General features: G+C 39.4%; 30 protein-coding genes. 8 read left to right on the forward strand and 22 right to left on the reverse strand.

Annotated features, from left to right (window positions below):
• Positions 1–122: 122 nt before the first annotated feature.
• The 9 genes from D9K81_RS13745 to rplM all read right to left on the reverse strand — a co-directional run bounded on the left by D9K81_RS13745 (position 123) and on the right by rplM (position 6,160).
• Positions 123–548 carry a roadblock/LC7 domain-containing protein gene (locus tag D9K81_RS13745; protein ID WP_120375936.1) on the reverse strand — a complete coding sequence of 142 codons (426 nt, stop codon included), beginning with the start codon at positions 546–548 and terminating at the stop codon, positions 123–125.
• A 9-nt stretch (positions 549–557) separates the two neighbouring features.
• Positions 558–1,103 carry a GTP-binding protein gene (locus D9K81_RS13750; protein ID WP_120375937.1) on the reverse strand — a complete coding sequence of 182 codons (546 nt, stop codon included), beginning with the start codon at positions 1,101–1,103 and terminating at the stop codon, positions 558–560.
• 16 nt (positions 1,104–1,119) lie between these two features.
• Positions 1,120–2,109 (reverse strand): hypothetical protein, encoded by a 990-nt coding sequence (locus tag D9K81_RS13755; protein WP_120375938.1) that lies wholly within the window; start codon positions 2,107–2,109, stop codon positions 1,120–1,122.
• A gap of 96 nt (positions 2,110–2,205) precedes the next feature.
• Positions 2,206–2,565, reverse strand: a complete 360-nt coding sequence (locus D9K81_RS13760) for a roadblock/LC7 domain-containing protein (protein WP_106986564.1) — start codon at positions 2,563–2,565, stop codon at positions 2,206–2,208.
• A gap of 692 nt (positions 2,566–3,257) precedes the next feature.
• A complete protein-coding gene (locus tag D9K81_RS13765; protein ID WP_120375939.1) occupies positions 3,258–3,908 on the reverse strand; it encodes a hypothetical protein in 651 nt (216 codons plus the stop codon).
• Between the two features lie 19 nt (positions 3,909–3,927).
• On the reverse strand, positions 3,928–4,356 hold the full coding sequence (locus D9K81_RS13770) for a ClpXP protease specificity-enhancing factor (protein WP_120375940.1): 429 nt from the start codon (positions 4,354–4,356) through the stop codon (positions 3,928–3,930).
• A gap of 8 nt (positions 4,357–4,364) precedes the next feature.
• Positions 4,365–5,018 carry a glutathione S-transferase N-terminal domain-containing protein gene (locus D9K81_RS13775; protein WP_120375941.1) on the reverse strand — a complete coding sequence of 218 codons (654 nt, stop codon included), beginning with the start codon at positions 5,016–5,018 and terminating at the stop codon, positions 4,365–4,367.
• A gap of 314 nt (positions 5,019–5,332) precedes the next feature.
• Positions 5,333–5,719: a 30S ribosomal protein S9 gene (gene rpsI, locus D9K81_RS13780; RefSeq protein ID WP_106986570.1), complete on the reverse strand. Its 387-nt coding sequence runs from the start codon at positions 5,717–5,719 to the stop codon at positions 5,333–5,335.
• Positions 5,720–5,731: 12 nt separating this feature from the next.
• The gene (gene rplM, locus D9K81_RS13785; RefSeq protein ID WP_003656097.1) at positions 5,732–6,160 is read right to left on the reverse strand and encodes a 50S ribosomal protein L13; all 429 of its coding nucleotides are present in this window, start codon (positions 6,158–6,160) and stop codon (positions 5,732–5,734) included.
• A 471-nt stretch (positions 6,161–6,631) separates the two neighbouring features.
• Here rplM and pdxA point away from each other — a divergent pair, with 471 nt between their 5' ends.
• From pdxA to D9K81_RS13800, 3 genes are read left to right on the forward strand one after another with little or no spacing between them, the layout of a single operon-like run.
• On the forward strand, positions 6,632–7,600 hold the full coding sequence (gene pdxA / locus D9K81_RS13790; protein ID WP_120375942.1) for a 4-hydroxythreonine-4-phosphate dehydrogenase PdxA: 969 nt from the start codon (positions 6,632–6,634) through the stop codon (positions 7,598–7,600).
• A 30-nt stretch (positions 7,601–7,630) separates the two neighbouring features.
• Positions 7,631–8,440 (forward strand): 16S rRNA (adenine(1518)-N(6)/adenine(1519)-N(6))-dimethyltransferase RsmA, encoded by an 810-nt coding sequence (gene rsmA / locus D9K81_RS13795; protein ID WP_120375943.1) that lies wholly within the window; start codon positions 7,631–7,633, stop codon positions 8,438–8,440.
• A 5-nt stretch (positions 8,441–8,445) separates the two neighbouring features.
• Entirely contained in the window at positions 8,446–9,294 is an 849-nt protein-coding gene (locus D9K81_RS13800; protein WP_120375944.1) for a symmetrical bis(5'-nucleosyl)-tetraphosphatase, read from the forward strand.
• A gap of 55 nt (positions 9,295–9,349) precedes the next feature.
• On the opposite strand, the gene D9K81_RS13805 is transcribed toward D9K81_RS13800, so the two are convergent.
• The 8 genes from D9K81_RS13805 to D9K81_RS18785 all read right to left on the reverse strand — a co-directional run bounded on the left by D9K81_RS13805 (position 9,350) and on the right by D9K81_RS18785 (position 14,216).
• The gene (locus D9K81_RS13805; RefSeq protein WP_407923639.1) at positions 9,350–9,784 is read right to left on the reverse strand and encodes a DUF2147 domain-containing protein; all 435 of its coding nucleotides are present in this window, start codon (positions 9,782–9,784) and stop codon (positions 9,350–9,352) included.
• Between the two features lie 155 nt (positions 9,785–9,939).
• Complete coding sequence (locus D9K81_RS13810) at positions 9,940–10,389, reverse strand: DUF2147 domain-containing protein (protein ID WP_120375946.1); 450 nt, start codon at positions 10,387–10,389, stop codon at positions 9,940–9,942.
• A 52-nt stretch (positions 10,390–10,441) separates the two neighbouring features.
• Positions 10,442–10,891, reverse strand: a complete 450-nt coding sequence (locus tag D9K81_RS13815; RefSeq protein WP_121523446.1) for a DUF2147 domain-containing protein — start codon at positions 10,889–10,891, stop codon at positions 10,442–10,444.
• Positions 10,892–11,051: 160 nt separating this feature from the next.
• Positions 11,052–11,492 (reverse strand): DUF2147 domain-containing protein, encoded by a 441-nt coding sequence (locus tag D9K81_RS13820; RefSeq protein ID WP_120375948.1) that lies wholly within the window; start codon positions 11,490–11,492, stop codon positions 11,052–11,054.
• A gap of 94 nt (positions 11,493–11,586) precedes the next feature.
• The gene (locus D9K81_RS13825; RefSeq protein WP_120375949.1) at positions 11,587–12,261 is read right to left on the reverse strand and encodes an LrgB family protein; all 675 of its coding nucleotides are present in this window, start codon (positions 12,259–12,261) and stop codon (positions 11,587–11,589) included.
• A gap of 10 nt (positions 12,262–12,271) precedes the next feature.
• Positions 12,272–12,643 carry a hypothetical protein gene (locus D9K81_RS13830; protein ID WP_120375950.1) on the reverse strand — a complete coding sequence of 124 codons (372 nt, stop codon included), beginning with the start codon at positions 12,641–12,643 and terminating at the stop codon, positions 12,272–12,274.
• A 35-nt stretch (positions 12,644–12,678) separates the two neighbouring features.
• Positions 12,679–14,019, reverse strand: a complete 1,341-nt coding sequence (gene hflX, locus D9K81_RS13835) for a ribosome rescue GTPase HflX (RefSeq protein ID WP_120375951.1) — start codon at positions 14,017–14,019, stop codon at positions 12,679–12,681.
• 68 nt (positions 14,020–14,087) lie between these two features.
• The gene (locus D9K81_RS18785; RefSeq protein ID WP_265091322.1) at positions 14,088–14,216 is read right to left on the reverse strand and encodes a hypothetical protein; all 129 of its coding nucleotides are present in this window, start codon (positions 14,214–14,216) and stop codon (positions 14,088–14,090) included.
• Positions 14,217–14,401: 185 nt separating this feature from the next.
• Here D9K81_RS18785 and D9K81_RS13840 point away from each other — a divergent pair, with 185 nt between their 5' ends.
• The gene (locus tag D9K81_RS13840) at positions 14,402–15,217 is read left to right on the forward strand and encodes a lysophospholipid acyltransferase family protein (RefSeq protein WP_120375952.1); all 816 of its coding nucleotides are present in this window, start codon (positions 14,402–14,404) and stop codon (positions 15,215–15,217) included.
• A gap of 28 nt (positions 15,218–15,245) precedes the next feature.
• Here D9K81_RS13840 and D9K81_RS13845 read toward each other — a convergent pair whose 3' ends face one another.
• Positions 15,246–16,877 (reverse strand): phospholipase D-like domain-containing protein, encoded by a 1,632-nt coding sequence (locus D9K81_RS13845; RefSeq protein WP_120375953.1) that lies wholly within the window; start codon positions 16,875–16,877, stop codon positions 15,246–15,248.
• Between the two features lie 103 nt (positions 16,878–16,980).
• On the opposite strand from D9K81_RS13845, the gene D9K81_RS13850 reads away from it, so the two are divergent.
• Positions 16,981–17,991, forward strand: coding sequence for a metallophosphoesterase (locus D9K81_RS13850; protein ID WP_120375954.1), 1,011 nt, complete (start codon positions 16,981–16,983; stop codon positions 17,989–17,991).
• A 160-nt stretch (positions 17,992–18,151) separates the two neighbouring features.
• Entirely contained in the window at positions 18,152–18,505 is a 354-nt protein-coding gene (locus tag D9K81_RS13855; protein WP_120375955.1) for a hypothetical protein, read from the forward strand.
• A gap of 96 nt (positions 18,506–18,601) precedes the next feature.
• Here D9K81_RS13855 and D9K81_RS13860 read toward each other — a convergent pair whose 3' ends face one another.
• Both D9K81_RS13860 and trhA read right to left on the reverse strand, forming a co-directional pair.
• Complete coding sequence (locus tag D9K81_RS13860; protein ID WP_120375956.1) at positions 18,602–19,912, reverse strand: MFS transporter; 1,311 nt, start codon at positions 19,910–19,912, stop codon at positions 18,602–18,604.
• 143 nt (positions 19,913–20,055) lie between these two features.
• Positions 20,056–20,700 (reverse strand): PAQR family membrane homeostasis protein TrhA, encoded by a 645-nt coding sequence (gene trhA, locus D9K81_RS13865; protein WP_171406940.1) that lies wholly within the window; start codon positions 20,698–20,700, stop codon positions 20,056–20,058.
• Positions 20,701–20,808: 108 nt separating this feature from the next.
• On the opposite strand from trhA, the gene D9K81_RS13870 reads away from it, so the two are divergent.
• Positions 20,809–22,029 (forward strand): class I SAM-dependent methyltransferase, encoded by a 1,221-nt coding sequence (locus D9K81_RS13870; protein WP_120375958.1) that lies wholly within the window; start codon positions 20,809–20,811, stop codon positions 22,027–22,029.
• A 24-nt stretch (positions 22,030–22,053) separates the two neighbouring features.
• Entirely contained in the window at positions 22,054–22,488 is a 435-nt protein-coding gene (locus D9K81_RS13875; RefSeq protein ID WP_120375959.1) for a GNAT family N-acetyltransferase, read from the forward strand.
• Between the two features lie 55 nt (positions 22,489–22,543).
• Here the strand turns inward: D9K81_RS13875 and D9K81_RS13880 are convergent, their stop codons facing one another.
• Together D9K81_RS13880 and D9K81_RS13885 are read right to left on the reverse strand one after the other, a co-directional pair.
• Positions 22,544–22,885 carry a hypothetical protein gene (locus tag D9K81_RS13880; RefSeq protein ID WP_120375960.1) on the reverse strand — a complete coding sequence of 114 codons (342 nt, stop codon included), beginning with the start codon at positions 22,883–22,885 and terminating at the stop codon, positions 22,544–22,546.
• Positions 22,886–23,198: 313 nt separating this feature from the next.
• Positions 23,199–25,331 carry a 3-hydroxyacyl-CoA dehydrogenase NAD-binding domain-containing protein gene (locus D9K81_RS13885; RefSeq protein WP_120375961.1) on the reverse strand — a complete coding sequence of 711 codons (2,133 nt, stop codon included), beginning with the start codon at positions 25,329–25,331 and terminating at the stop codon, positions 23,199–23,201.
• Between the last annotated feature and the right edge of the window lie 10 nt (positions 25,332–25,341).

Below are 25,341 nucleotides of genomic sequence, written 5' to 3' on the forward strand. Positions count from 1 at the left end.
ATGAGGGAATTTAGGGGGAATAAAGAAGGGTTGGGATATATCGACTGAAAATGCACAAATAAAAAACACCCAGACCAAAAGGCTTTGAGTGTTATAGATGTAAATAATGAAATTAATGCTTTTTAATCATCAAAATTTTGATCCGCATTTTTAATGGTATTACTAGAGTTTTTCAATGCATAGAGTAACTGTCCAAGTAAAACATCTTTGTCTGCAAGGACAACAAGAATCATAGGATGTTGTTTAGCTGGAACCGAACTTAATATGGCCTTACCATTTTCAGCATCTAGAGTAATCGATTGACAGCCAATTAAGTGAATCTCTTGTGTAAATGCAGTCACCATTGCAAGGATTGAGCTACTGACTGCAGCTAATTTTCCGTTATTATAGATATCTCTTTTATGTAGTGTTGCGAGTTCAAAACCATCTGTTGAACAAACCATTGCAAAATTTACGCCACGGACATTAGACATAAGATTTTGTAATTCTTGTTTTGCAACCTGAATGAGTTCAGGTGAAGCAGCACGTTTTTCTTTGATCTTAAACATAAGTGCTCCTTAGGCGCTGATATTGTGGTTAACTTCAACAGAGGTAATTAATGCTTCTAAGAGTAGAAGGGCATCATCTTTTTTACGCGCATCAATAAAAAATAAAGGTGAAAATAGATCTTGGCTAATGAGCCACTCTTTATACATACTCAAAGAATTTGTACTGGTATTGTCATCAACGTGTGTAATACCAATGGCAATGTTATCTGTGTAGTTTTGAAAGGTTTCTAAGTAACTTTCAAGCTCTTGTAGAGGAGCTTCTGTGTTGTGATCAATCAGAATAATCGCTCCGATTGCACCTTTACAAATAACAGGCCAAATAAAATCAAAACGACTTTGACCAGGTGTACCATATAGTCCAATTTTTACACCATCTTCTAAAGTCACTTCACCATAATCAATACCTACAGTGGTTTGTAATTTTTCATGGCTATCTTGATCCGTGTTGAAGGCTTCTGTTAAGAGTACAGGTACATCAGAAAGCGAGCGAATGGCTTCCGTTTTACCGGCGCCCATAGAACCTGCAAATACAATTTTGTATTGCTGTAAAATCATAGATATTCTCCCTATATCAGAACCCGAATTTTCTGCGTATTTTTCCAAAAAAACTTTTGATCATGCTCTCTTCAGGTTTTTCATCAAGAATTTCTGGTGGGTTGTAATGGTTGTCCCAAATATTAATTTTACTTAGGTTTCCTGTCGCCATATTGGCTGCAATAAACCTGCGTACAGTATTGATTGGGATGTTATGTTGTTCTGAAATTTTGGACATTTTGGCACCTTGAATGAAGCATGCAGACATTTGAAAAATTTGTTTTCGATGCTCTTTGTCTTGCGGTTTTGGCCAAAAATGTATTCGATAGTGGCCATCTTCTGGTGCAATTTGATAAAAATTTGGAGAGAACCAAAACAGGTTCCAAATCCAATCTTGCAAAATGTGACTGTCTTTTCTCGAGGCTTTGATGAGATGTGATGTAGAAGCAAATTCATAATTAAAACTAAAATCAGTCTCAAAAGATTTGCGTTCAGGATTACAGAAAACTAAGTTTTGCATAATATCAATCACACCTAAAGCACCTTGCGAATCTGAGATATACAGCTTGTGGTGGCCTTCATCGATGTTATACATTGCTTTGAAATAGCTTTCAGTATATGGGTGGTCGCTATTTAAAATAGATTGCGCTGTTTTTTTTAAAGGGATAACAGGTTCATCAAGAGGAGGAGTGAAGTCATTATGGATAATATGCTGATCTATCCATTGATTTAAATCTTGTGTACTTTGAATTGGTAAATAGAGCGTATTATTTTCCAATTTACCAGATAGGCTATTGTCTTTGGCAATTTTTAACCATGGAAAACTTTTATTATTTAAAATGCGTTGAATCCCTTCTGTATCAAAGAAATTTTCATGAATAAATAAGCAGTCTAAATTAATGTCGGTTGCAGTTTTCCATTGAATGTTAAATTTATTGTCAATTATATTGCTTAGCTGGCCTTTGAGCTCTTCAGCATCGTGAATACTTAAACCAGAAATTGCAATATTAATATATTGCTTATTCATTTTTATCTCTCTATCAACTTGAGGGAATGTGATTTAGAAATCTCTGGGAAAATAAAACCCCCTTATATACTGAAGATATAAGGGGGTACTTTTGAATCAGGTGAAATCAAGATTTTTTTCGTACGCTTTTAACTCATGGCGTGCCATTGCTAAGTTTGCTTTTGCACGATCAAGTACTAAGTATAAGAAAACATTTTCATTTTTTTCTAATGGGCGAATCAAGTGATATTGTTTGCCTAAAGTAATTAGAATATCAACGATGCTATCGTTTAGATTTAATGACTGTGCTACACGACGTTTAGCACGAACAACTTCGGTATTACCAGCAGCTGCTAATTCTAGGTCAATATCACCACCACCTTGGGTTGCTAGTGCAAGGCCACTTTCTCCGTCTACAAGTGCTGCAGCATGAAAACCATCAATACTTGTGAGTGAATCTAATGATACTTTAGCCATAGTTATTTCTCTCTTTCGGTTATACATGTTGTTTATTTATTGTTTGTAACGGTAATTAATTTCAGAGGTTAATTACTTAAATTTATTATTAGCAAAGCTGTATATCTTTTCAACGAAATTATTTTTATACGTTACAAATGCATAATTCTTAGATTAAGATTGTGAAAAAAAACGAATAAATAATGTGCTGTAGTTATCATTTGTTGTTTAAAAAATTGTTTAAATCAGACTAAATTGCTAAGTTTTTTTACAAATATTTCAATGTTACAAAATGTAATTTGTACGAAAAAGCATGAAAATTTACAGGTTTTAAAGTTTTGATTACAAAAGTACACAAAAAAGACGAATAATTGTGCGTAATATTTTGACCCTTAAAAATTAATTTGAAAAATGTATATAGAGGAAAAATCTGTTTTTATTCAAAAATGATACATATTAAAATTATATATATTAATAACTTAACTTTTAGGAAGAGTTTTAAGCTTTGCATTAGATATGTGATTTTATTTGATGCTGTTCTTTTGTTTACTTTATTAGAATAACTGCTAAGTAACTCATTTGTAATTGGCCCAAATGTGTTTTAGGCGTGTTTGTTTGGTAAATAATGGGGTAGAAAAAAGCCCAGTTTTAAGTGCTGGGCTTATCTTGAGGCGTGCAATGAGAAGCCATTGCGACAGCTTTTTTATCTTGTATTAAGCAAAAATATTGCAAGCCGCTGAGGCCAAAACCCATAAAACTGCAAGTGCTACAATCGGTTCTACAATTTTAGACCATGTTGGGATATTTGTAACAGTTTCAATTTGCTCGTGATTATCTTGTGTATGTTGCTGGCTTACCATTTGATTAAACTCCTTCATAGATGTCTCTAATGATATATCGTCCTGGGGAATTGGTTTAGAGCCAATGAGCTCTGTTAGGTTGTTTGTTGACCAAACCCAGTCATTTGCTTGCCCAGATAGATGTTCAATCTGACCAATCAGTAGCTCTCTAATACTATTTTGTGTATGGCTACCAGTATCATGCAGTTGTTTAAGTTCATGGAGTTGAAGTGAAAATACTTCACCGATGATTGTTTCGAGTTCTGCTTTAGCAAGACTTGATTGATTATGTGGAGAGGTGGTGAGGTGTCGTGCAACTTCTTGTATATACAGTGGATCAAGAGTGTTGATCTCTTGATAGACTTTGCTGTCATTTTCACGCCATTGTTGAATTAACTCACCAAGGGTTAGTGCATTAATCTCTTGAATATGCTCGCGACGTTCTTGGCGGTTAAGTTGACTTAAAAGCATTGGCTTTTGAGTGTCAATTTGTTCTGAGAAATATTGTACTAAATCAAAAGCCATGCATGTGCTCCGTAAATTTTTAATCCAGCAACCTTAAACTTGGTTTTTTCTTTGGTTGCTCTGTTTGTTCTTCATTGCTTGATTTTAAAGCATTTTGATCTGTATTGATATGTTCATATTCACTTGGATCAAAGAATAAACCTTGACCGTTTTCGCGGGCATATAATCCAATCACTGCATACATCGGAACGTATAAATCACGTGATACACCACCAAAGCGTGCAGAAAAGCTAATTGCTTCATTGCTTATATGTAGTGCGTGTACTGCATGTGGTGCAAGGTTTAGCGTGATTTGACCATCTTGAATAAATTGTTCTGGTACGCTGGTATGTGGTTGTGTGGCATCCACAAGAAGATAAGGCGTGAGTTGATTGTCACAAATCCATTCATAAATAGCACGCGCTAAATATGGGCGAGTGGGGGTAATATTTAATTCTTGTTCAGACATAATGAAACCTATGCTTTAGCTAATGACATACCATAACGATTTTTTTCCTGCAGTGTCATGGATTTGATAAATGCAGGACGGCTAAAAATACGTTGGCAATATAAGTGTATTGGGCGACAGTGCTGTGCAGGGAGTTCGATTCCCATGCTCTTTAAGCGAAGGAATATTGGTGCAAGCATGCAATCTAAAATACTTAATTGTTCAGACATAAAATACGGAAAATGTTGAAACAATGGGGTAAGTGAAATAAGCGTATCGCGTAATTGCTTTTGTGCTTTAACTCGGTTAGTTTCGTTTAGTGTATCTGGATGGCGGAGCATGATATCCGCTAATTTCATCCAATCTTGTTCAAAACGCCAAATATATTGGCGTTGCTCTGCTCGAGGCATTGGTGCATCGGCATACAGCTTATTTTGGCGATAACGATCGTCCAAATATTCTGAAATGATGGCAGTATTAAAAAGTTTTAACTCATTTTCAATCATCATTGGTAATTGGTTATAAGGATTTAGGCTGGCTAGATCCTCATCATCTTCATCAACAATAATTAAATTATATTTTATTTGTTTCTCAGCAAGGACATATCGAATCCAATGTGAGCGAAAGTCATCCGCATGGCTGTAAAGCGTAATCCCTTGGAGTGGTGCATTTTCGACTGACATAATCCGAGACGATGAGAAATGAATAAGATAGGATACTAAAAATAGACCATAAAATCACGGAAACTCTTTGATTAAGGTAGAAGTGCCTTGGTTCTCATTCGGCTTAATCATGAAAGGGTTAAAAATAGGGTGTGGGTATAGAATATTCAGAAATGGGCTAAATTTAGAATAAATTTGAGTGCTGAATTTTTAATAGTTTATTTTGAATAATCTAAAAATAGATTTTATGATAAATGGATCTGTATTTGATTTGAATCAAACATAAAAAAAGCCTTGGAACATCCAAGGCTTTTTGTCCGAATTCGAAAAACGAATTAACGTTTAGAGAATTGAGGACGTTTACGAGCTTTACGTAAACCAAGTTTCTTACGTTCAACTTCACGAGCATCACGAGTAACGAAACCAGCTTGACGTAGAGCAGGTTTAAGAGTTTCGTCAGAAGCGATCAACGCACGAGTAATACCGTGACGGATAGCGCCAGCTTGACCACCGATACCACCACCAGCAACAGTGATGTAAAGGTCATATTTAGTAGTAGCTTCTAAAAGCTCTAGAGGTTGGTTAACAACCATACGAGCAGTCTCACGACCGAAGTATTGTTCTAAAGAACGGTTGTTAATTACGAGTTTGCCTGTACCAGCTGACAAGAAAACACGTGCAGTTGCGGTCTTACGGCGACCTGTACCATAATTAGTAGCCATGTGCTGTATCCCTTAGATGTCCAAAACTTGTGGCTGTTGAGCAGCGTGTGGATGCTCAGTACCTGCATACACTTTCATCTTCTTGATCATTGCATAACCAAGAGGACCTTTTGGCAACATACCTTTAACAGCTTTTTCAAGAACTGCTTCTGGTTTGTGAGCGATTAACTTTTCAAAGTTAGTTTCGCGGATACCACCAGGGAAACCAGTGTGGCGATAGTATTTCTTATCAAGTGCTTTTTTACCAGTCACTTGTACTTGCTCAGCATTGATAACAACGATGTAGTCACCAGTGTCAACGTGAGGAGTATAAGAAGTTTTGTGCTTACCGCGTAAACGACGAGCGATTTCAGTCGCAAGGCGACCTAAAGTTTTGCCAGAAGCATCAACAACGTACCAGTCGTGTTGAACTTCAGCTGGCTTAGCGCTGAGAGTTTTCATTAAACCACTACCTATTATAGTTGGTTTGGACTATGGAAGCTGTCCAAACAAAAGGAGACGCGATTCTAAACGAAAACGTGAAGAATCACAAATGAAAATATGAATTTCAAGCGCTGTATTCTAGTATATTTCTTCAGCAATAAACAGCTTTAAATTTAAAAATGATAAAAAAGCAGATAAAAACAAAATAGGCCCGATTTAAAGCTTATTTAAGTGCTATCACCCATGTAGTGAAGGGGTATCTATTGCCTGTTTTGATAGTGCTCATCTACCTGCATTTTATTTAAATTGAATATCGATGTTTGATACTTGATGTTACCGATGTATTGATCATGTGACTGAGGGCCATTACCAGTCATTTATAAATTCACAGCGATTGTTAAAGTCGAACAATAGGGTTTATTAATTTAATTTCAGCTGAAATCAAGATCGCGCAGTATAATAAGTACATCGCACACACTGGATAAACACATGTTGCCTTTATATATTACGAGCGGCGAACCCGCGGGCATAGGACCTGATATCTGTTTAAGCTTAGCAAGCCGATTAGATGAACGGCCCATTGTGGTTCTGGTGGATAAAAACTTATTATTAAAACGTGCGCAACAATTAAAGCTAGATGTTGAAATTATTGACTATGTAGGGCAGGTCGAGGCGACAGAAGTCGGTCAATTATATGTTGAGCATGTGCCATTGGCCGAAACAGTAGTTGCAGGTCAGCTGGATGTGCATAATGCGGCTTATGTATTAGAACAACTACGCCGTTCTGCTGATTATGCCATGCGTGGAGCAAGTGTAGGTGTTGCCACAGCCCCTGTACAAAAGTCGATTATTAATGATGCTGGCATTCATTTCAGTGGGCATACGGAATTTTATCAAGAATTTGCAGGCGTAGAACGCGTTGTTATGATGCTCGCGACCAAAACTTTACGTGTGGCATTGGCTACAACGCATTTGCCTTTGCGTGCAGTTGCCGATGCGATTACGCCTGAGCGTCTACATCAAGTGATTGATATCTTAATTCATGACTTAAAAACCAAATTTAAAAAAGATCATCCGCATATTTTGGTGTGCGGTTTAAATCCGCATGCGGGCGAAGATGGCTATTTGGGTATGGAAGAGATTGAAGTGATTAATCCCGTGCTTGAGAGTTATCGTGCTCAGGGTGTAAATATAAGCTTGAGTTTACCTGCTGATACTTTATTTACCCCTGAAAATTTAAAAGATGCAGATGCGGTTTTGGCGATGTATCACGATCAGGGTCTACCTGTGTTAAAATCTCAAGGATTTGGTGAAGCCATCAATATTACTTTGGGCTTACCGTTTATTCGTACTTCTGTCGATCATGGCACAGCACTCTCCCTCGCAGGTACAGGACTTGCGAAAAGCTCAAGCTTGCATGTGGCTGTGGATTTGGCGCTTGATTTAGCGCGTCATTGATCTTGTTTTATTTACACGTTGGAAATGTCTATGTATCAAATTAATGCCCTAAACCCCAAAGACGAAGGGCATCACACGCGTAAGCGTTTTGGGCAAAACTTCTTACATGACCAACGTGTCATTGCGAAAATTGTACGTTCGGTAAACCCACGTTCTGGCGATAATGTTGTGGAAATCGGGCCTGGTCTGGCAGCTTTAACTTCACCTTTGATTGGTGAATGTGATGCTTTAACCGTGGTGGAGCTTGATCGTGATTTGGCAGCAGGTTTACCCGGGCGTGTACCACATCCTGAGCGTTTAACCATTGTAGAAACAGATGCACTGAAATACGATTTCACTGAATTGTTTGAAGATGGTCGACCGCTACGTGTAGTGGGTAACTTACCCTATAACATTTCAACGCCACTGTTATTCCATCTCTTAGAGTTTGGCGATAAAGTCAAAGATATGCATTTTATGCTTCAAAAAGAAGTGGTTGATCGTATTACGGCATCGCCAAACACCAAAGAATATGGTCGTTTGTCAGTGATGATTCAGTACTACTGTAAACCAACTTTCTTGTTTGAAGTGCCACCTGGCTCATTCAATCCACCACCAAAAGTAACCTCTGCGGTATTCCGTTTAGAACCTTATGCAGATAAACCGATTGTGGCAAAAAATGAAAAAGCCTTGGCGCGTTTGGTATCGCATGTATTTACACAGCGTCGTAAAACTTTGCGTAACAGCTTAAAAGGTATGTTGGTTGAAGATGGTTTTGAAAATGCTGGTGTTGATCCAATGGCACGTCCGGAAACATTAAGCTTAGCTCAATTTGTCGCTTTAGCTGATCAAATGGTTTAAAACGTATGACACGCGCAGTTCGATATAATTATGTAATTGGTGATGTTCAGGGCTGTTTTGAAGCCTTGAAAGCCTTACTCAAAGAAATTAAGTTTGATGCAGATCAAGATTTTATTTGGTTTGCAGGAGACTTGGTTGCCCGTGGAGAGAACTCCATTGGTGCAATTCGCTTTATCAAAAAGTTAGTTGATAATGGCGTAGCTGCAACTGTGTTGGGCAATCATGATTTAAATTTGTTGGCCGTTGCGCGTGGAATTAAAGAAATTAAGCCAGAAGACAACACTGATGATGTGATTCATGCCTTAGAAAGTGATGACTTAATCGAGTGGCTTCGTCAGCAACCTTTATGTTTATTTCCTAATGAACATACTGTGATTACGCATGCGGGTATTCCATGTAATTGGAGCGTAGAGCAAGTGGCGCGTTTGGCTAAAGAAGTTGAAGCTGTGCTGGCAAATGAAGACTTTGCGGTATTGGATGATTTTTTGGCGAATATGTATGGGAAGAAGCCAACGCTGTGGTCAGAAGACTTAACTGGTCATGAGCGCTTACGCTGTATTACCAACTATTTGACTCGTATGCGCTTAACCGATGCAGAAGGTCGTTTAGAGTTTAGCTTTAAAGATGCTTTAGATGAGCCGATGCCAGAAGGTTTTAAACCTTGGTTTGAATTTGAATCAAAAGTAGCGCAAACACATCAAATCATTTTTGGTCATTGGGCCGCATTACAAGGCAAAACGATTTCTCTGCAGATTCAAAATGTAGATGGTGGATGTGTTTGGGGTAATCAGTTGATTGCTTACCGTTTGGAAGATCAGAGTCTGTTTTCGGTAGATAATCCAGTGCAGTTGTAGATATCATAAAATCATCACAAAAAAGCCCCTATTTGTAGGGGCTTTTTTTATTGGATTAATCTAAACGAATCCAAGTTTGGTTGCGACCTAAGACCGATACGCCGATACTGGCGCGGATGGTTAAGCGTTTGCCTGTGCTATTTAAGCGGATTTTAGCGTCGTACATTTTTCCAGACAGTGGGTCAATAATACGGCCTTTTTCATAATTGTTGGTGCCTTTGATATGCTTCAAACCTTTAATGATTTCCATACCTAAAATTGGCTGATTCGTATACGGGGCAGGGCACTTATTGCAGGTCTTTTGCGGTGTATAGCCTGGGCGTGGTGTCACTTTAACAATTTTACCCGTATAAGTATTATTTTCTTCTTGTTGAATGGCAATAATTGCTTTGGCTTCACCTGATTTATCATCAATTTGTTGCCAAATACCAGAGATGTCTTCTGCAAAGGAGTGCCCTGCAAAACACAAGGTACTTATAGCAAGCAACATACTTTTCAACATGATCGTCCAAACCCCTAAAAAAGCTTTTCAATATGCGGGCCTATGTTATAAAGTTTACTAGAATAGTCAACTTTATTTTTTAAAAAATGATCAATATAAAGTAGAAAAACCGCCTTGTGGCGGTTTGTGATAGGTTTAAAAAATTAGTCTTGACGAAGCCATGTTTGGCTACGGCCGAGGGCTGAAACCCCCATATAGCCACGTAGCGTTAGGCGTTTACCATTGCCATTAATACGGACTTTGGCATCATAGACTTTGCCTGAAAGTGGGTCGATCACGCGACCTTTTTCATAATTTTCTGTGCCTTCCACATGCTTTAACCCAGTCAGGATATCCATCCCTAAAATAGGTTGATTGGTATAAGGTGCAGGGCAATTATTGCAGGTCTTTTGCGGTGTATAGCCTGGGCGTGGTGTCACCTTAATAATTTTACCTGTAAACGTACCATTACTTTCTTTGCGAATTTCTATCAATGCTTTTGGCGAGCCAGATTTATCATCAATTTGTTGCCAAAGGCCTGATAAGTCTTGAGCGGCGACAGAGCCCGCCATAAATGTACCAACCAAAAGTGAGATAATTTTGAGCTTTTTCATCATTCTATCCTTTTTATGATTTTGAGCTTATTGGGCAAAGAAAATGAAGTCATTATTCTTGGCGAATCCACATTTGTGTACGGCCAATGGCTGAAATTCCAATATAGCCACGGAGGTGTAAGCGTTTGCCATTGGACATTAACTTACCTTTTAGGCTGTACATTTTTCCAGATAAAGGATCCAGAATTTTTCCTTCGTCATAACTATTTTCATCAACTAATTTTAGGTTTTTAAATACTTCTAAGCCTAAAATAGGTTGATCTGTATAAGGGGGTGGGCAATTTACACATTTCTCACGTGGTGTATAACCAGGTCGAGGTGTGACCTTAATAATTTTTCCACTAAAAGAGCCGTTAGTATCCTTCTTAATTTCAATTAATGCTTTAGGTGAACCTGTTTTATCGTCAATCTGTTTCCAAATCCCTGTGAGGTCTTGAGCAAAACCCGATGTACTTAAAAAGAGTAAACCGATGAGAGATGCCCATTTTGTATTTTTATGCATCGTTCTTCTTCCTAGTTATTAAACCGTTCAATCTTTGAACTTAGTTTCATGTTAGGTAAGAATCTCTTGACGTGCAACTAACTTTTGGTAAAAAACTTCATAAAAAATGAATTTTGCCAAGAAAAATGTGACGAAATTCATACTTTATTTTGACGAATTATTAGTCTTGGCGAATCCATGTTTGACTACGACCTAATGCAGAGACACCCACATAGCCACGTAAAGTTAAACGTTTGCCATTTGGGCTTAATTTTGCCTTTGTGCTATAAATTTTTCCTGATAGTGGATCAAGGATTTGGCCACGATCATAATTATTGTCCGTAGTCTCACGTAAACCTGTCAGTACATCTAAGCCTAAAATGGGCTTATTGGTATAAGGTGCAGGGCAACCTACACAGGTTTCTTTAGGCGTGTAACCTGCACGTGGTGTAATTTTAATGACTTTAGCCGCATAAGTTCCATTACTGGTTTGACGGATTTCTAAAAGTGCTTTTGGTGAGCCTGTTTTATCATCAATATTTTGCCAAAGACCGGTTAAATCATTTGCAAAAGCTAAGCTAGAGAGTGAGCTAAGGACTAGTGCTGACATCAATTTAAGCATGAATAAAAGCTCCTATTTATCTGTTAATTCATTCACTTAACATAGTGTAAGTGGAATAAACGAATGAGACAATGGGGGAAAAATGATCACTCAGTCATAATTTTTGTAGCATTAAAATGAAAGTTGGTAGCCAAATTGCAGTGAATACTGCATTAACTGCCATACCAAAAGCAGCGTAACGGCCAGCCACGCTACCACGTTGCCATGCTTGTGCTGTTCCAATGGCATGTGCCGCTAAGCCTAAAGCAAGACCAGATGCACGTTCATCATTGATGTGTCTAAGAATCAAAGGTGAAAAAGCTGCACCAATGACGCCAGATAAAATCACAATTAAAATGGCGAGGCTTACAGGGGCTTGTAATAAGGTCGCAATATTAATTGCAATAGGCGTGGTCACTGCACGTGTCGCAAAGGCCATGATAGTGGCATCTGACAAGTGCAATAAATAGGCAAGACCCATTGGAAGAGCTACAGCACTGATACTAGCGAAAATAAGAATACTCACAATGCCTTTTAGTGGCAGATCATCATAACGCATGGCTGCGAGTGGTATAGCTAATGCAACCGTTACATAGCCAAGTAAGTGATTAAACACAGGGTTCACTTCAGCCATATAACGCTCATAAGGAATACCAAAGACTGCAAGAAGTGCGATGACAAAACACATGGCGATCACAATGACTGGAATTTGTGGTAGCACTTTATTAATGGGTTTGGCGCAGATATAGGCCACGAAGGTTAATGCGAAGGCGAGGAGGATGGTAAGCATGAATTTTCTCCTATAGCCATGTTTTAGAAATTTTGGCATACACCCAAAGCGGGATGAGTGTGCTGACAACCAATACGGTTAAAAATAGTGGGATTTCTTTGCCCATGTGCATGAGCATGAGCAAAGAACCAGCACTAATTGGCAAGAAAGCAAAGGCGCTTTCTTTCATAATTTTATTGTTGGTATCAATCATGCGGGCGGGTAGATGCTTGAATTTACGCCACAATAACAGCACCGCTAGTAAGCTCAATAGCCCGACTAAGTTTCCAAGTTCTGGATGGTTAAATTGGCCCATTAGCCAGACAGCACCCTCACGAAAAATAATAATCAGTGCAATTGTGCCTACCCAGGCTTTCCAATCGAGTGTTTTGATCCAATCCATTCTTGATCTTTCATTAAAATTTTATTTCTTTTGTTTTAACTGATTTGATCATCTATTTCAAATTCTTCTAGTGGACGTTGGAACTGCTGAGCACGTTCACCTAAGATTTCTTCAAGCGGTAAATGTGCTTGTTTGATTAATTGTTCAAGTTTATGTGGTGCCATAATGACATGTAATTTTAAGTTGCCATGATCATCATAGTGTTCTGATTGAATCACATTGAGTGCATAAAATTGTGTGCGTAATTTGCCATAAGCGGGTTTCAGCGAGAGTTCAAAGCTTTGCATGTGGCCCATTAAGCATTCATGCACAGCTTGACGCAAATAATTGAGTCCTTGCGAGGTATGTGCAGATACATACACGCGTTCAGGTTGGTGCGGGCAATGGTAGACAATTTTAGCTTGTTCACCAGACTGATCAATTTTGTTGTAGACCCGTAATACCGGAACATCAGCACCAATTTCATTGAGGACTTTTTCAACTGCTTCAATTTGCTCAAGCATCTCTGGGCTACTTGAGTCGATCACATGCAGTAATAGGCTGGCTTCGACGGTTTCTTCTAGCGTTGCTTTAAATGATTCAACCAAAGAATGCGATAAGTTACGTACAAAACCAACCGTGTCCGCCAAGACTAAATTACCAATCCCGTCCCAAGTTAAACGACGTAATGTTGGGTCGAGTGTGGCAAATAGTTGGTCAGCTGCGTATACATCACTGTCTGCCAAGATATTAAACAGTGTTGATTTTCCAGCGTTGGTATAACCCACTAAAGATACGGTCGGTACAGCGGCTTTTTTACGCGCAATTCGACCCTGCATACGTGTTTGACGAACTTTTTCAATGCGGTCTTTGAGTTGTCCCATACGAATTCGGAGCAAACGACGGTCAGTTTCTAGCACGGTTTCACCTGGGCCTCTTAGACCAATACCGCCTTTTTGGCTGTCTAAATTGCCACGACTTCGGATTAAGCGTGAAGACATGTGCTGTAACTGTGCTAATTCAACTTGCAACTTACCTTCATAGGTTCGCGCACGTTGTGCAAAAATGTCGAGAATCAGTTCAGTCCGATCCACAACACGGCAGTGCATAATTTTTTCAAGATTACGTGCTTGGGCAGGCGTGAGCGCATGGTCAAAAATGACCAAATCTGCTTCTAGTGCCTGTACTTCTTCGGCAATTTCTTCGGCTTTACCTGAACCAATAAACAGTTTGGCATCGGGCTTAATACGCGAGGCATGGATATGTTGTAGAATTTCAGCACCTGCCGATTGTGCAAGTAAGTGAAACTCTTCAGCATCTAGGTCATCTAGCATTTGTACTGCCACACTGACCAAAATAACGCGATCGCCACTATGCTGTTTATTCAAATGATTCACCCAGCCAATAATTTATAGATTAAAAAGCTATTTTAGGCGAAAACACAGTGTCCGAGTAAAGAACTGCTTTAAAATACCCATGAAAAAAGCAGGGCAAAGCTCAGCATAAAGCCAATATATAACAATGAAATCCCACCAATCATGGCTAAGGCTGCGTGTTTTGAAAGTTGCTCTGGTTTAAGATTCGTGTTGTGCATCAGAATGTAAATCTATTAATTCGATGATTACATGTTAATTGATTTGTTTAATCGATTGAAACAAGAAAAAGAAATCACAACTTTCGGTTTTTATGATCAATGTAAAATTTTAATCCTCAGTATAGTATGATGCAGTGAAGGCATTTCATACGACGAAATACAATATTTTTAGTAGTGATCATTTTATGACTCAACCCTTAGTACATTCACAAAAAAATTCTAAAGGCTTCTCCAGATTTGTTCTTTATGTTCAAAAAGTCGCGGCTATGTTGGTTGCTGTGAGTGCTGGGTTTTATTTGGTATTTCGTCACCGTTTATATAAAGATCCGAACAATCCTAAAAATACCCGTTATGTACAGTACTTTTGTCGAAAACTTTGTAAGGTATTTAACATTGATGTGAAAGTACATGGTGAAATACCGCGTGAACCTGCACTTTGGGTGAGTAATCACATTTCTTGGTTAGATATTGCAGTTTTGGGATCAGGCGCACGAGTGTTCTTTTTAGCCAAAGCAGAAATTGAATCTTGGCCTTTATTGGGTAAATTAGCCAAGGGTGGCGGGACTTTATTTATTAAACGTGGCTCAGGCGATTCCATGCGAATTCGTGAGCAAATGACCGATTTTTTAAAACAAGATAGCCCAGTGTTGTTTTTCCCAGAAGCGACTACGACAGATGGCACACGAATTAAAAAAGTACATGGGCGCTTATTAGGTGCAGCAATTGAAGCCAATAAGCCTGTGCAAATTTGTTTAATTTGTTATGTGAATCAGCAGGGCGAACTCGATATGGTCGCGCCATTTATTGATGACATGACTTTTGCACAGCATGTACAAAATGTTCTCGAAATGCCACAAGTTACTGCGCATTTGATGAGTTTACCTGCCATTGATTCGGCAGGGCATACAGTGGACAGCTTAACAGCAGAAGTACAGCAGAAGATGAATGAGGGATTGATTGAGCTACAAGCTCAAGTGCTTCGTAAGCCTGCTGTTGTTTAAGCATATTTAGGTTTTTGCCAAGTTGGCTTTACATAAAGCCTTCAATTGGTAGCCATGCAATCATTTTCATGCCAGCACGTTGCCACCATTTCATGCGCGGTTCTTTTTTGTAGATTCGGGTTTTCTCATTGGCCAGCTTAATTTTCCAATTAATATTTTGGTTGGCATCTAAAACTAATTTGTAGGCAAACTTACTTAAATTTTCATCCATTGTTTGGTGTACTGCTTTGGCCAATTGTGGGCTGTAAAGTAGTACGCCAATTTCAGTATTTAAATAAGCTGAGCGTGGGTCAAAGTTAAATGAGCCAATAAATACTTGCTTTTCATCCAGTGCCATAAGTTTGGCATGTAGACTTGAACGACTTAACCCTTTAATGCTGACTTTGGCTTTCTTGGCCAATTCATCGGTATTGGAATTTAAGTTTTCAATATTTGGGTTGGCCAAAAACTCATATAGTTGCACGTCATTTTTAAGCAAATCTTCCCGATATTTTGCATAGAATGCGTGTACCACGGGCACGTCATTGGCTTTAAATGAGTTGGTTAGAATGCGGACTTTTGTACCATTTGTCGCCAACTCTCCTAATTGTTTTGCACCTTTTTTCTCTGGTACAAAATATGCAGAAACAATATCTACACTTTGATTAGGGCGTTCTAAATGATTAAGCAATTGGAAGTTTAAGTGTTCTTCTTTTTTTGCTTTGGCTTTAATCTTACTAGGTGAATCTTTGACGACTTCTGCTTTAACCCAGTCCAGTTGAATGCTGTTGTTGAGCCAGTTTTCAAAGGCATGTGAGCGTGTGGCCAAGTTTAAGTAGTTTTGAACTGTTACTTCTTGATCGTGTTTTTCTAACTGTTGCTTTAAATCTGGAAAGCGCAAAGTGTAATGGCGTGCGTTGACCAATTGTTTAACTGGAAATGCATAGTCATCGTTCCAGTATTCATCAAAAGAATGCACAATTTCATCGGATGCTGAGCCAACCAACATCACATCAACATCAGAAAATTGATAGTTATCGCTGACATTGTAATATTGATTGCTCATATTACGACCACCAATTAAGGCGATTTGATTATCCGCAATAAAGCTCTTGTTATGCATACGACGGTTAATGCGTTTTAAGTCGAGTAGCATATCCATCGCTCGATAATGCCGAAAGCGATAGGGATTATAGAGTTTGACGTCAATATTGGTATGTTGGTCGAGCGCCAGATAAATACCTTCCATCTTTTTAGAATTGTTATCGTCAATTAATAAACGAACTTTCACACCACGATCTGCTGCTTGAATAATTGAATGCAGGGCCATGGAGCCAATTTTGTCATTGTCCCAAATGTAATATTGTAGATCGAGGGTTTTTTCTGCTTTATTGATTAATTCTAAGCGGGCTGCTAGTGCTTCTAGTGGATCATACAAGACGTGATAGCCTGTTAAACCTGGGTTGGCATCACGTAATGGAGTAATAATTTTACCTAAAGTGGTTTGCTCTGTTGGAATACTAAAACCGTATTCAACAGGTTGTTGAATTTGCTTGGGCAGTGTTGTACATGCAGGAATACCTAAACATAAGCTCACACTGAGTAAAACCGCAGTTCTAGTGGTTGGACGCGATGTTTGACTGGTGGCTAAGTGCTGAGCTTTGGGCTGGGCATTCGTCATATAGTAAGCAAATTTAAAAATTAGATTTGAGTATAGTGTCGAGCTATGAAAAGATAAATATAGTGACTAAGAAAACTGATCGATTAACTGATAGAGCAGATATATGTGGAATATGAATTCCGTGGTGATTTATTTTTATATAGCAATGGGACTCTTGGCCATTTGGGCCATATCTCAAGCATGGCTGAGTCAATCACGAACGGAAACAATTCATCCTTTTAAAGCCTTTATTCACCTGTTGGCTTTTTACTGCTCTTATTTATTAATTCCCCTGTTTTTCTTTAGCTTTTATGCAGGATGGAGCGGTTATTACGCCGTACACGAAGCTGTTTTTATTGCTCTTATTACGGGGTTATTATGCTATGCACGCTTTATAGAGCCCCATTACATACAGGTCAAAAAGCTCAAATATCAGCTCCATGAAGACCGTAAAATGCTGAAGCCAGTCAAAATTGCACTGATCGCAGATTTACATATCGGTTTATTTTCAGGGCATGAACGTCAGCTCAAGCAAATTGTTCAAAAATTAAATGAACAAAAGCCTGACTTAGTGGTGGTTGCTGGTGATTGGACTTATGAGCCTGAACATAAACTGGCTGAAGAACTGGCCGTACTACAGCAAATTGATGCACCTGTTTATTCAGTCAATGGTAATCATGACGAGCAATATCCAGGGCCACCCATACAAGAGCTACTTCACCGTGCTTTAAGCCAAAACAAAGTGATGGACATTGAAGGACAGGTGGTTGAGTTTAATGAATTTCGTTTAATTGGTATTGGCGATTTATGGGCAGGTAAAGCAGATATGCGCTTTATGCCTCAGCTCCCACAAGATAAGCCTTGGATTATTTTATCGCATAATCCAGATACCGTAGATATGGTGCCTGAGCTTCCAACACGGCCATTAATGTTGTCTGGTCATACCCACGGCGGGCAAGTGGAATTACCATGGCTGACTGATTATGTCATGAAAAAAGTATCTATATTGGGCCATAAAAAAGGCTTATATCAGCATGAACATGCAGATGTGTTTGTGACTGTGGGGACAGGAATGGTGGGTGTACCATTTCGTTTTCGTGTACCCCCAACCATCGATATTATTGAATTGATTTAAATTCAGCTCTTGTGAACAGATTCGTAGATTCTTTATATTAGAGCAGTGCTGGCTAAAAATGATAAATGCAACGTCATCATGATTTAAAAACATAGCTTTATGCTAACAGGGTAAACGTGGTTTTAGCACAAAATTATTTTAATCACTTGAGAATAATTATATGTCAGAATTTTATAAAGAAGTGGGTACGTTATTTGGCTTAGATGAGCAACAAGCTGAGCATTTGAACCTAGGATTGGTACAACTTGCACAAGAGTTTAACAGTGCGCAAGAAGTCAGTGATCAAGCTTTTTCTGCTCAGTTTTACCAAAAATTTGAGCAATTGGCGCGGACCAGTGGCATTCAAGAAGACGAAATTGAAACCTTGGTGAATGTGTTGTATTTTAATGATCAACACCAGCAAGTGGTCACCTATATTGTGCCGAGTTATTATAATTCGGGTGGTGATCATGAGCAGTTCTCGGATACTTACCAACTGATGATGGATGATTTACAGCAAGAATTAGAAGATTAATTTAGATATCTGTTGAGGTTTTTTCTCAAATATAGACAAATAATTCTAAATAAAAACGCCAGCATGATTGCTGGCGTTTTATATGAATGGCAGGACTTAGATTTGGTTATTTACGTCATCATTTTTTGTTTCACGGATAAGCAAGAATGCTATCAATGAAAGAATAGATGCTGCAGTAAGGTAGTAACCCACTGCATATAAACCATAACCTGTAGCCAGTTTAGTTGCGATTAATGGCGCGAAAGAAGCACCAAAAATACCAGCTAAGTTGAAGGTTAATGCAGAGCCTGTATAGCGTACTGAAGTCGGGAAGATCTCAGACAATACTGTACCAATTGGACCGTAAGTTAAGCCCATAATGGCTAAACCAATACATAAGAATAGAAACACAATGGCTGTGCTACCAGACTCAAGTAAGCTTGAGAACATTAAGCCAAAGATTCCTGACACCACACATACAGCGATAGAAGTTGTTTTACGGCCAAATTTTTCGGCAAAAACTGCTGATAATGGAATGAATGCCGCAAAGCACAGCGTTGCCACCAATTGCAATTTCAGGAATTCTTCGCGTGTATAGCCGAGTTGCGTTGTTCCCCATTGCAGAGCAAATACAGTGGTTAAGTAAAACACCACAAAAGTACAGATCGCTGCAATGGTACCTAAAATCAGCATGCCCCAATGTTTAGTCATAACTTCTTTAAATGGTACATTTACTTCTTTTTGTTTGTTTAAAACATTTTGGAACGCAGGCGTTTCATGGAGTTGCAAGCGAATCCAAAGGCCCATAATCACTAGCAATGCACTAGAGATAAATGGAATACGCCAGCCCCATTGCATAAAGTCTGCTTCAGACATGAAGTGACCTAAGATGAGGAATGAACCTGTCGCAAGAATGAAGCCGAGAGGTGCCCCTAGTTGAGGGAACATACCATACCAAGCACGTTTTCCTTCAGGCGCATTTTCAGTCGCTAAAAGCACTGCACCTGACCATTCACCACCTAAACCTAAACCTTGGCCTAAACGGCATAGTGCTAACAATAACGGCGCCACAATACCAATTTGTGCATAAGTAGGAAGTAAGCCAATACATACGGTGGAGATACCCATGGTCAGCAAGGCTGCGACCAAGGTGGCTTTACGACCAATTCGGTCGCCTAAATGACCAAAGAGTGCTGCGCCAATCGGGCGAGCAATGAAGGCAATTGCAAATGTAGCCAAAGACTGAATGGTCGCCGTCATAGGATCTGTACTTGCAGGGAAGAACAAATGCGGGAAAATGATAACGGCAGCCGTTGCATAAATATAGAAATCAAAAAATTCGATTGTAGTACCTACAAGGCTGGCTGTAAGTACGCGAAATTTTGAATTGGTTGCTGGCGCTTGCGCAGCAGAATTTGTTGACGCCATGATAGACCTTACACTTACTAAAAATAAAAAAAGCTTAGTTTTAAAAGCGTAATCTTTTTAAAAAAGGCGTAATTTCTTAAAAAAACAACAGCAATCTTCTCTGTTCTACTCGCTCAGGGTCGCTGAAATGAAGAAAGAGATGATTAAATCACGTAGAGATAGATAGACAGGAAGTGTGATCCTGCACCTAACAATACAAAAATATGCCAGATAGCGTGGGTATATCTTACTCTTTTTAATGCATAAAACAATGCGCCAACGGTGTAAGAAAGCCCACCAATGATTAAAAAGGTTAAAGCTTGAGCGCTTAAAAAGTGTTTCATATCATCAATTACCAGTAAAGCCAGCCAGCCCATGGCCAAATATGCAAATAGGGATCCCTTCTGGAATGAATTAATGAATATTAATTTGAATAATGTACCAACTATGGCGATCACCCATAAGGCAATCAATAAATAATGTGCTTTGGCTGTAGGAATCGCGATGGCCAAAAACGGTGTGTAGGTACCTGCAATTAAATAATAAATAGCCGTGTGGTCGAGTTTTTTATAAAAATAGCGTCGATCGGCAGTGGTCGACATGTGATAAAGCATAGATGCAGAAAATAATAACACCATGCTCAAGGCATAAACCCAAAGACCAAACCATTGCCATGTAGGCAAATAAGCCCCTTTAATGACCAATAAAATCCCAGCAATAATGGATAAAACGGCACCTACACCATGGCTGAGGTAATTAATTCGTTCTTCAAGAGGATCATAATCTGGAATGAGTGGAGCGTTGTTTATCATTTAATGTCGCCCGATATTTAAAATATACAGATGTATAATAATTGAAATTTGCATTTGTCGTAAGAAGATTTAAACTTTAGCTGCAATTATTTTTAGGTTCAAAGTATGTCTGCTTCGGCTTCTCTCTTTCCACAGGAACAGCAACTCCTTGATGTATTTCAGCAAGCGATTGATACACATCAATTTGAGCGCTTGATTCTGAGTCAATACAAGGGCGAACTTGAGCAACTTGAAAAAATGACTTTACGGGTCATTTCACTACAGCAGCAACCCATGTTGAGTATTTTATACCGTTATAAAACTCAAGATGTCACTAAAAACTATCCTTTAAGTGAAGCGTTGGATCTTTCTCGTGAGTTATTGTTGTGTTGTAAACAAGCCAATTTATTTACGGCTACTGAAGAACTACAACTAAAGAAGAACAAGAAAAAAGCCATGCTCACTGTGACGCAAAACAAGGCTACTGCTAAATCTGGATCTGAACAGCAAGGTCATGACCGTGTGAAACACCGTTATGTTGATCAGGATAGTTTATTTCTACAACCACTCGGCATTACAGATGCCAAAGCGCAAATCATTCCAAGCATGGCGCGTAAATGGAAGCAAATTAATAAGTTTGTAGAGATCTGTGCGGGCGCAGTCGAACAAATTCAGCAGACTGATCAGCCATTGCATGTGGTCGATTTTGGTTCAGGCAAGGGCTATCTGACTTTTGCACTCTATGATTATTTGGCAAAACACCAGCAAACGCCTTTTGTTACAGGTGTGGAACTGAATCCGAAAATGGTTGAATTTTGCCAGAATGTATCTGCTCAGGCAGGTTTTGAGCAACTCGGTTTTTTCCAAGGCGACGTACGTACATACGAGCCAGAACGTTTAGATGTAATGATCGCGCTACATGCTTGTGATGTAGCAACGGATTTTGCCATTCATACTGGTATTCGTTTAAATGCACAGATGATCATGTGTGCGCCGTGCTGCCATAAAGAATTGCGTCCACAGCTGACTGCGCCAAAAGTGCTGTCACCCATGCTACAGTTTGGTATTCATGCAGGGCAGCAAGCAGAAATGTTGACCGATACGATTCGTGCTTTACTTTTAAAAGCCTACGGCTATGAAACGAAGGTTTTTGAATTTGTGGCGCTTGAGCACACCAGTAAAAACAAAATGATTTTGGCTATTAAGCGTCAAGATTATAGTGAGCCAGATCAGGCGGTTTTAGCGCAAATAAAAGCATTGAAAGAAATGTATGGGATTCAAAAGCATTCTTTAGAGTTACTCTTGAATGATCAATGGGATCAGCAAGATATTGGTTGTAAATGCTAAGCATAGCAATAAAAGAGCAGGAAAATGACAGACATTCAAATTAGATCAGGTCATTGGGATCAACTTGCACCAGACTTGAAGCCGATACGTGAGCAAGTGTTTATTCAAGAGCAACAGATTGCACCTGAAGATGAATGGGATGCTGACGATGCTATTTCGCTCCATTTTGTGATGTATTCAAATGCTAAAGCGATTGCGACAGCGCGTTTATTAGATAATCATCATATTGGGCGTGTCGCGGTATTGAAGGCATTTCGTGGCTTAGGACTTGGCCATGTGTTAATGCTTGAAATCATTGAGCAGGCTAAGCGAGAAAAGCGACCGTATTTAAAGTTATCTGCTCAAGTGCAGGCAGTTGCGTTTTATCAAGGCTTGGGTTTTCAGTCAGAAGGTGATACTTATTTTGACTGTAATATCCCGCATATCGACATGGCTATGTCCTTAGAGGACTCAATTTGATAACTTAAGAGATAAAAAAAGCGCTGAATATCAGCGCTTTTTAAAATTCATTGGATCAGTGGCCGTGAGCGGTTTCTGATGAAGCCTCATGTGACATACCGTTCATATTGGCATGTTCAGCTTCACTCATATTCATCTCTTCAGCAGTTGGATTTTGCACAGCTTCACGCGCTTGTTTTTGCTGCTGTGCTTCAGCCATTTGCTCTTGAGACATTGCAGGTGCATTTTTAAAAGCATGCTGCTGGGTATTGTCTTTCTTTTGCTGGCTTGGCATGTAATCTGGTTCACTGCTGACAGCAAGCCAAAAGAAGCCCATAAATAAGGCGCCCAAAATACAGGAAATAATTAGTGCTTTCCAACCCCAAGGCGATTTTTCAGGAGATGTAGAATCAGTCATGATGGATTCCAATAATCAAAGGATCAAAGAGATGTTATCTTATAACATGGAATGACGGAATTAGGGATCATTATCTAGGAAAGTCATGATTATTTTAAGGTTTTTATTTGTTCAGAATATGTTGTCTAATGAAGCAATAGATTTTGACGTATTTAGGTATTTGTTTTTATTGAAAATACGATGGCTTCAGTAATATCTCATTATGATGAGATTTGTTTTTTCTCTACGAGTTCAATTAATTGGGTCCTTAAAATGGCTTAGTATGAAATCAAAAAGGAGCGCTTGGCTCCTTTTTAATGATGAAATGAATGACTTAAATCAGTTCACCCTTTGTAATTTTGTCCTTAAGTAGTTGCGGTGCTTTAAAACGTTCGCCGTATTTCGCTTCCAATGTATTGGCACGAATGAGCGCTTTTTCTAAGCCGTATTGATTTAAGAATTGCAAAGCACCGCCTGTCCACGGCGCGAAACCAATCCCGAAGATTGAACCGACGTTACCATCAACTGTCGACTCCAAAACACCTTCTTCGAGACAACGTAAGGTATCAAGTGATTGCACAAACAGAAAACGGTCTATCATCTCTTGTTCAGACATGTTGGTGTCTTTTTGCCATTTGCTTAAGCCAGCCCATAAATGCTTTTTGCCACCTTCTGGATAATCATAGAAACCTGCACCTGCGGCTTTGCCTTTGCGCTCAAATTCATGAATCATGCTATGAATAACGTCATCTGCACCAGAGCGTGGCAAGTCTTTACCTTCAGCTTTTAATGCTTTACGCGTCTCTGATGCAACGTGCTCAGATAGAGTCAAAGAAACTTCATCTTGAATCGCTAGTGGGCCAACAGGCATGCCCGCCTTGAGAGCTGCCATTTCTATGCGGGCAGGGTGTACGCCCTCTGACAACAGACGTAAGCCTTCCTGTACAAAAGTGCCAAATACACGGCTGGTAAAGAAACCACGACTGTCATTCACAACAATTGGCGTTTTGCCAATTTGCTGTACAAAGTCATAGGCTTTAGCCAAAGTCTCTGCTGAGGTGTTTGCGCCTTTAATGATTTCGACCAATTGCATTTTATCGACTGGGCTGAAAAAATGTAGGCCGATAAATTTTGCTTGATGCTTTGAGGCATTCGCCAAGCCAGAAATTGGCAAGGTTGAGGTATTGGATGCAAAAATACCTTCAGCACTCAAATAAGGTTCAGCCTCTTGAGTTACTTTAGCTTTCAGCTCATGATTTTCAAATACTGCTTCAATAATTAAATCACAGCCTTGTAAGTCTGATGCTTCTGTAGTGGCATGAATTAATCCTAAAACTTGATCGCGCTGTTCTGAACTTAAACGGCCTTGCGAGACTTTTTTATCCAGCAGTTTTTGGCTATAAGCTTTACCTTTTTCAGCAGCCTCAAGCGAAACATCCTTTAATACCACGGCTATGCCTTTACTGGCTGCACTATAGGCAATACCAGCGCCCATCATACCTGCACCTAAAATACCGACTTTGCTGGCTTTCCATTTTGCAACATCTTTTGGACGGCTTGCGCCAGATTTAATCGCATTTAGGCCATGCCAAAACGTGCCAATCATATTTTTAGAAATTTGACCTGTTGCTAAATAGGTAAAATAGCGTGATTCAATGGTCAGTGCAGTATCGACATCGACCTGAGCACCTTCCACAGCCGCGGCCATAATCGCTTCAGGTGCTGGGTAACAACCTTTGGTTTTATCGCGTAACATGGCAGGTGCAATGGCCAGCATTTGTGCCACAGCAGGCGTAGAGGGTGTACCACCCGGAATTTTATAGCCTTTCACATCAAATGGTTGCTGTGACTTTGGATTGGCTTTGACCCAAGCAATGGCTTTATCCAATAGCTCTTGTTCAGTTTGTGCTGTATCGTGAATCAAGCCGAGCGATTTAGCTTTATCTACGCCAAACTGTTTGCCTTCCATCAAAAATGGAAACGCATTTTGTAGGCCAAGCAAGCGGGTCATACGGACAATACCACCGCCACCTGGTAGTAAACCCAAAGTTACTTCTGGCAAGCCAAATTTTGCTTTGACATCATTGAGTGCCACACGGTAATGACAGCCTAAAGCTAGCTCCCAGCCACCGCCAAGCGCCGTACCATTGAGTGCTGCTACTACAGGAATACCACGCGTTTCAATGTAACGCAGTTTGGCTTTCATCTCTTCAATCATATTGAAGAAGTCTGTTGCATGTTCAGGCGTGGCTTGAATCAGTTCGTCTAAATCACCGCCTGCAAAAAAAGTTTTTTTGGCTGAACGGAAAATAATACCTGCAATATTTTCATCGGCTTGCAGTTTGTTCACGGTTTCGCTGAGGGCCGTGCGGAAGTCAGCATTCATGGTATTGGCAGACTGGTTTGGAGAATCCAGTGTGAGGATGACGATGTGATCGGCATTTTTTTCAAATTGAATTGCGCTCATTTTTATTCTC

This window comes from Acinetobacter chengduensis (assembly GCF_003664645.1).
Classification (GTDB): domain Bacteria; phylum Pseudomonadota; class Gammaproteobacteria; order Pseudomonadales; family Moraxellaceae; genus Acinetobacter; species Acinetobacter chengduensis.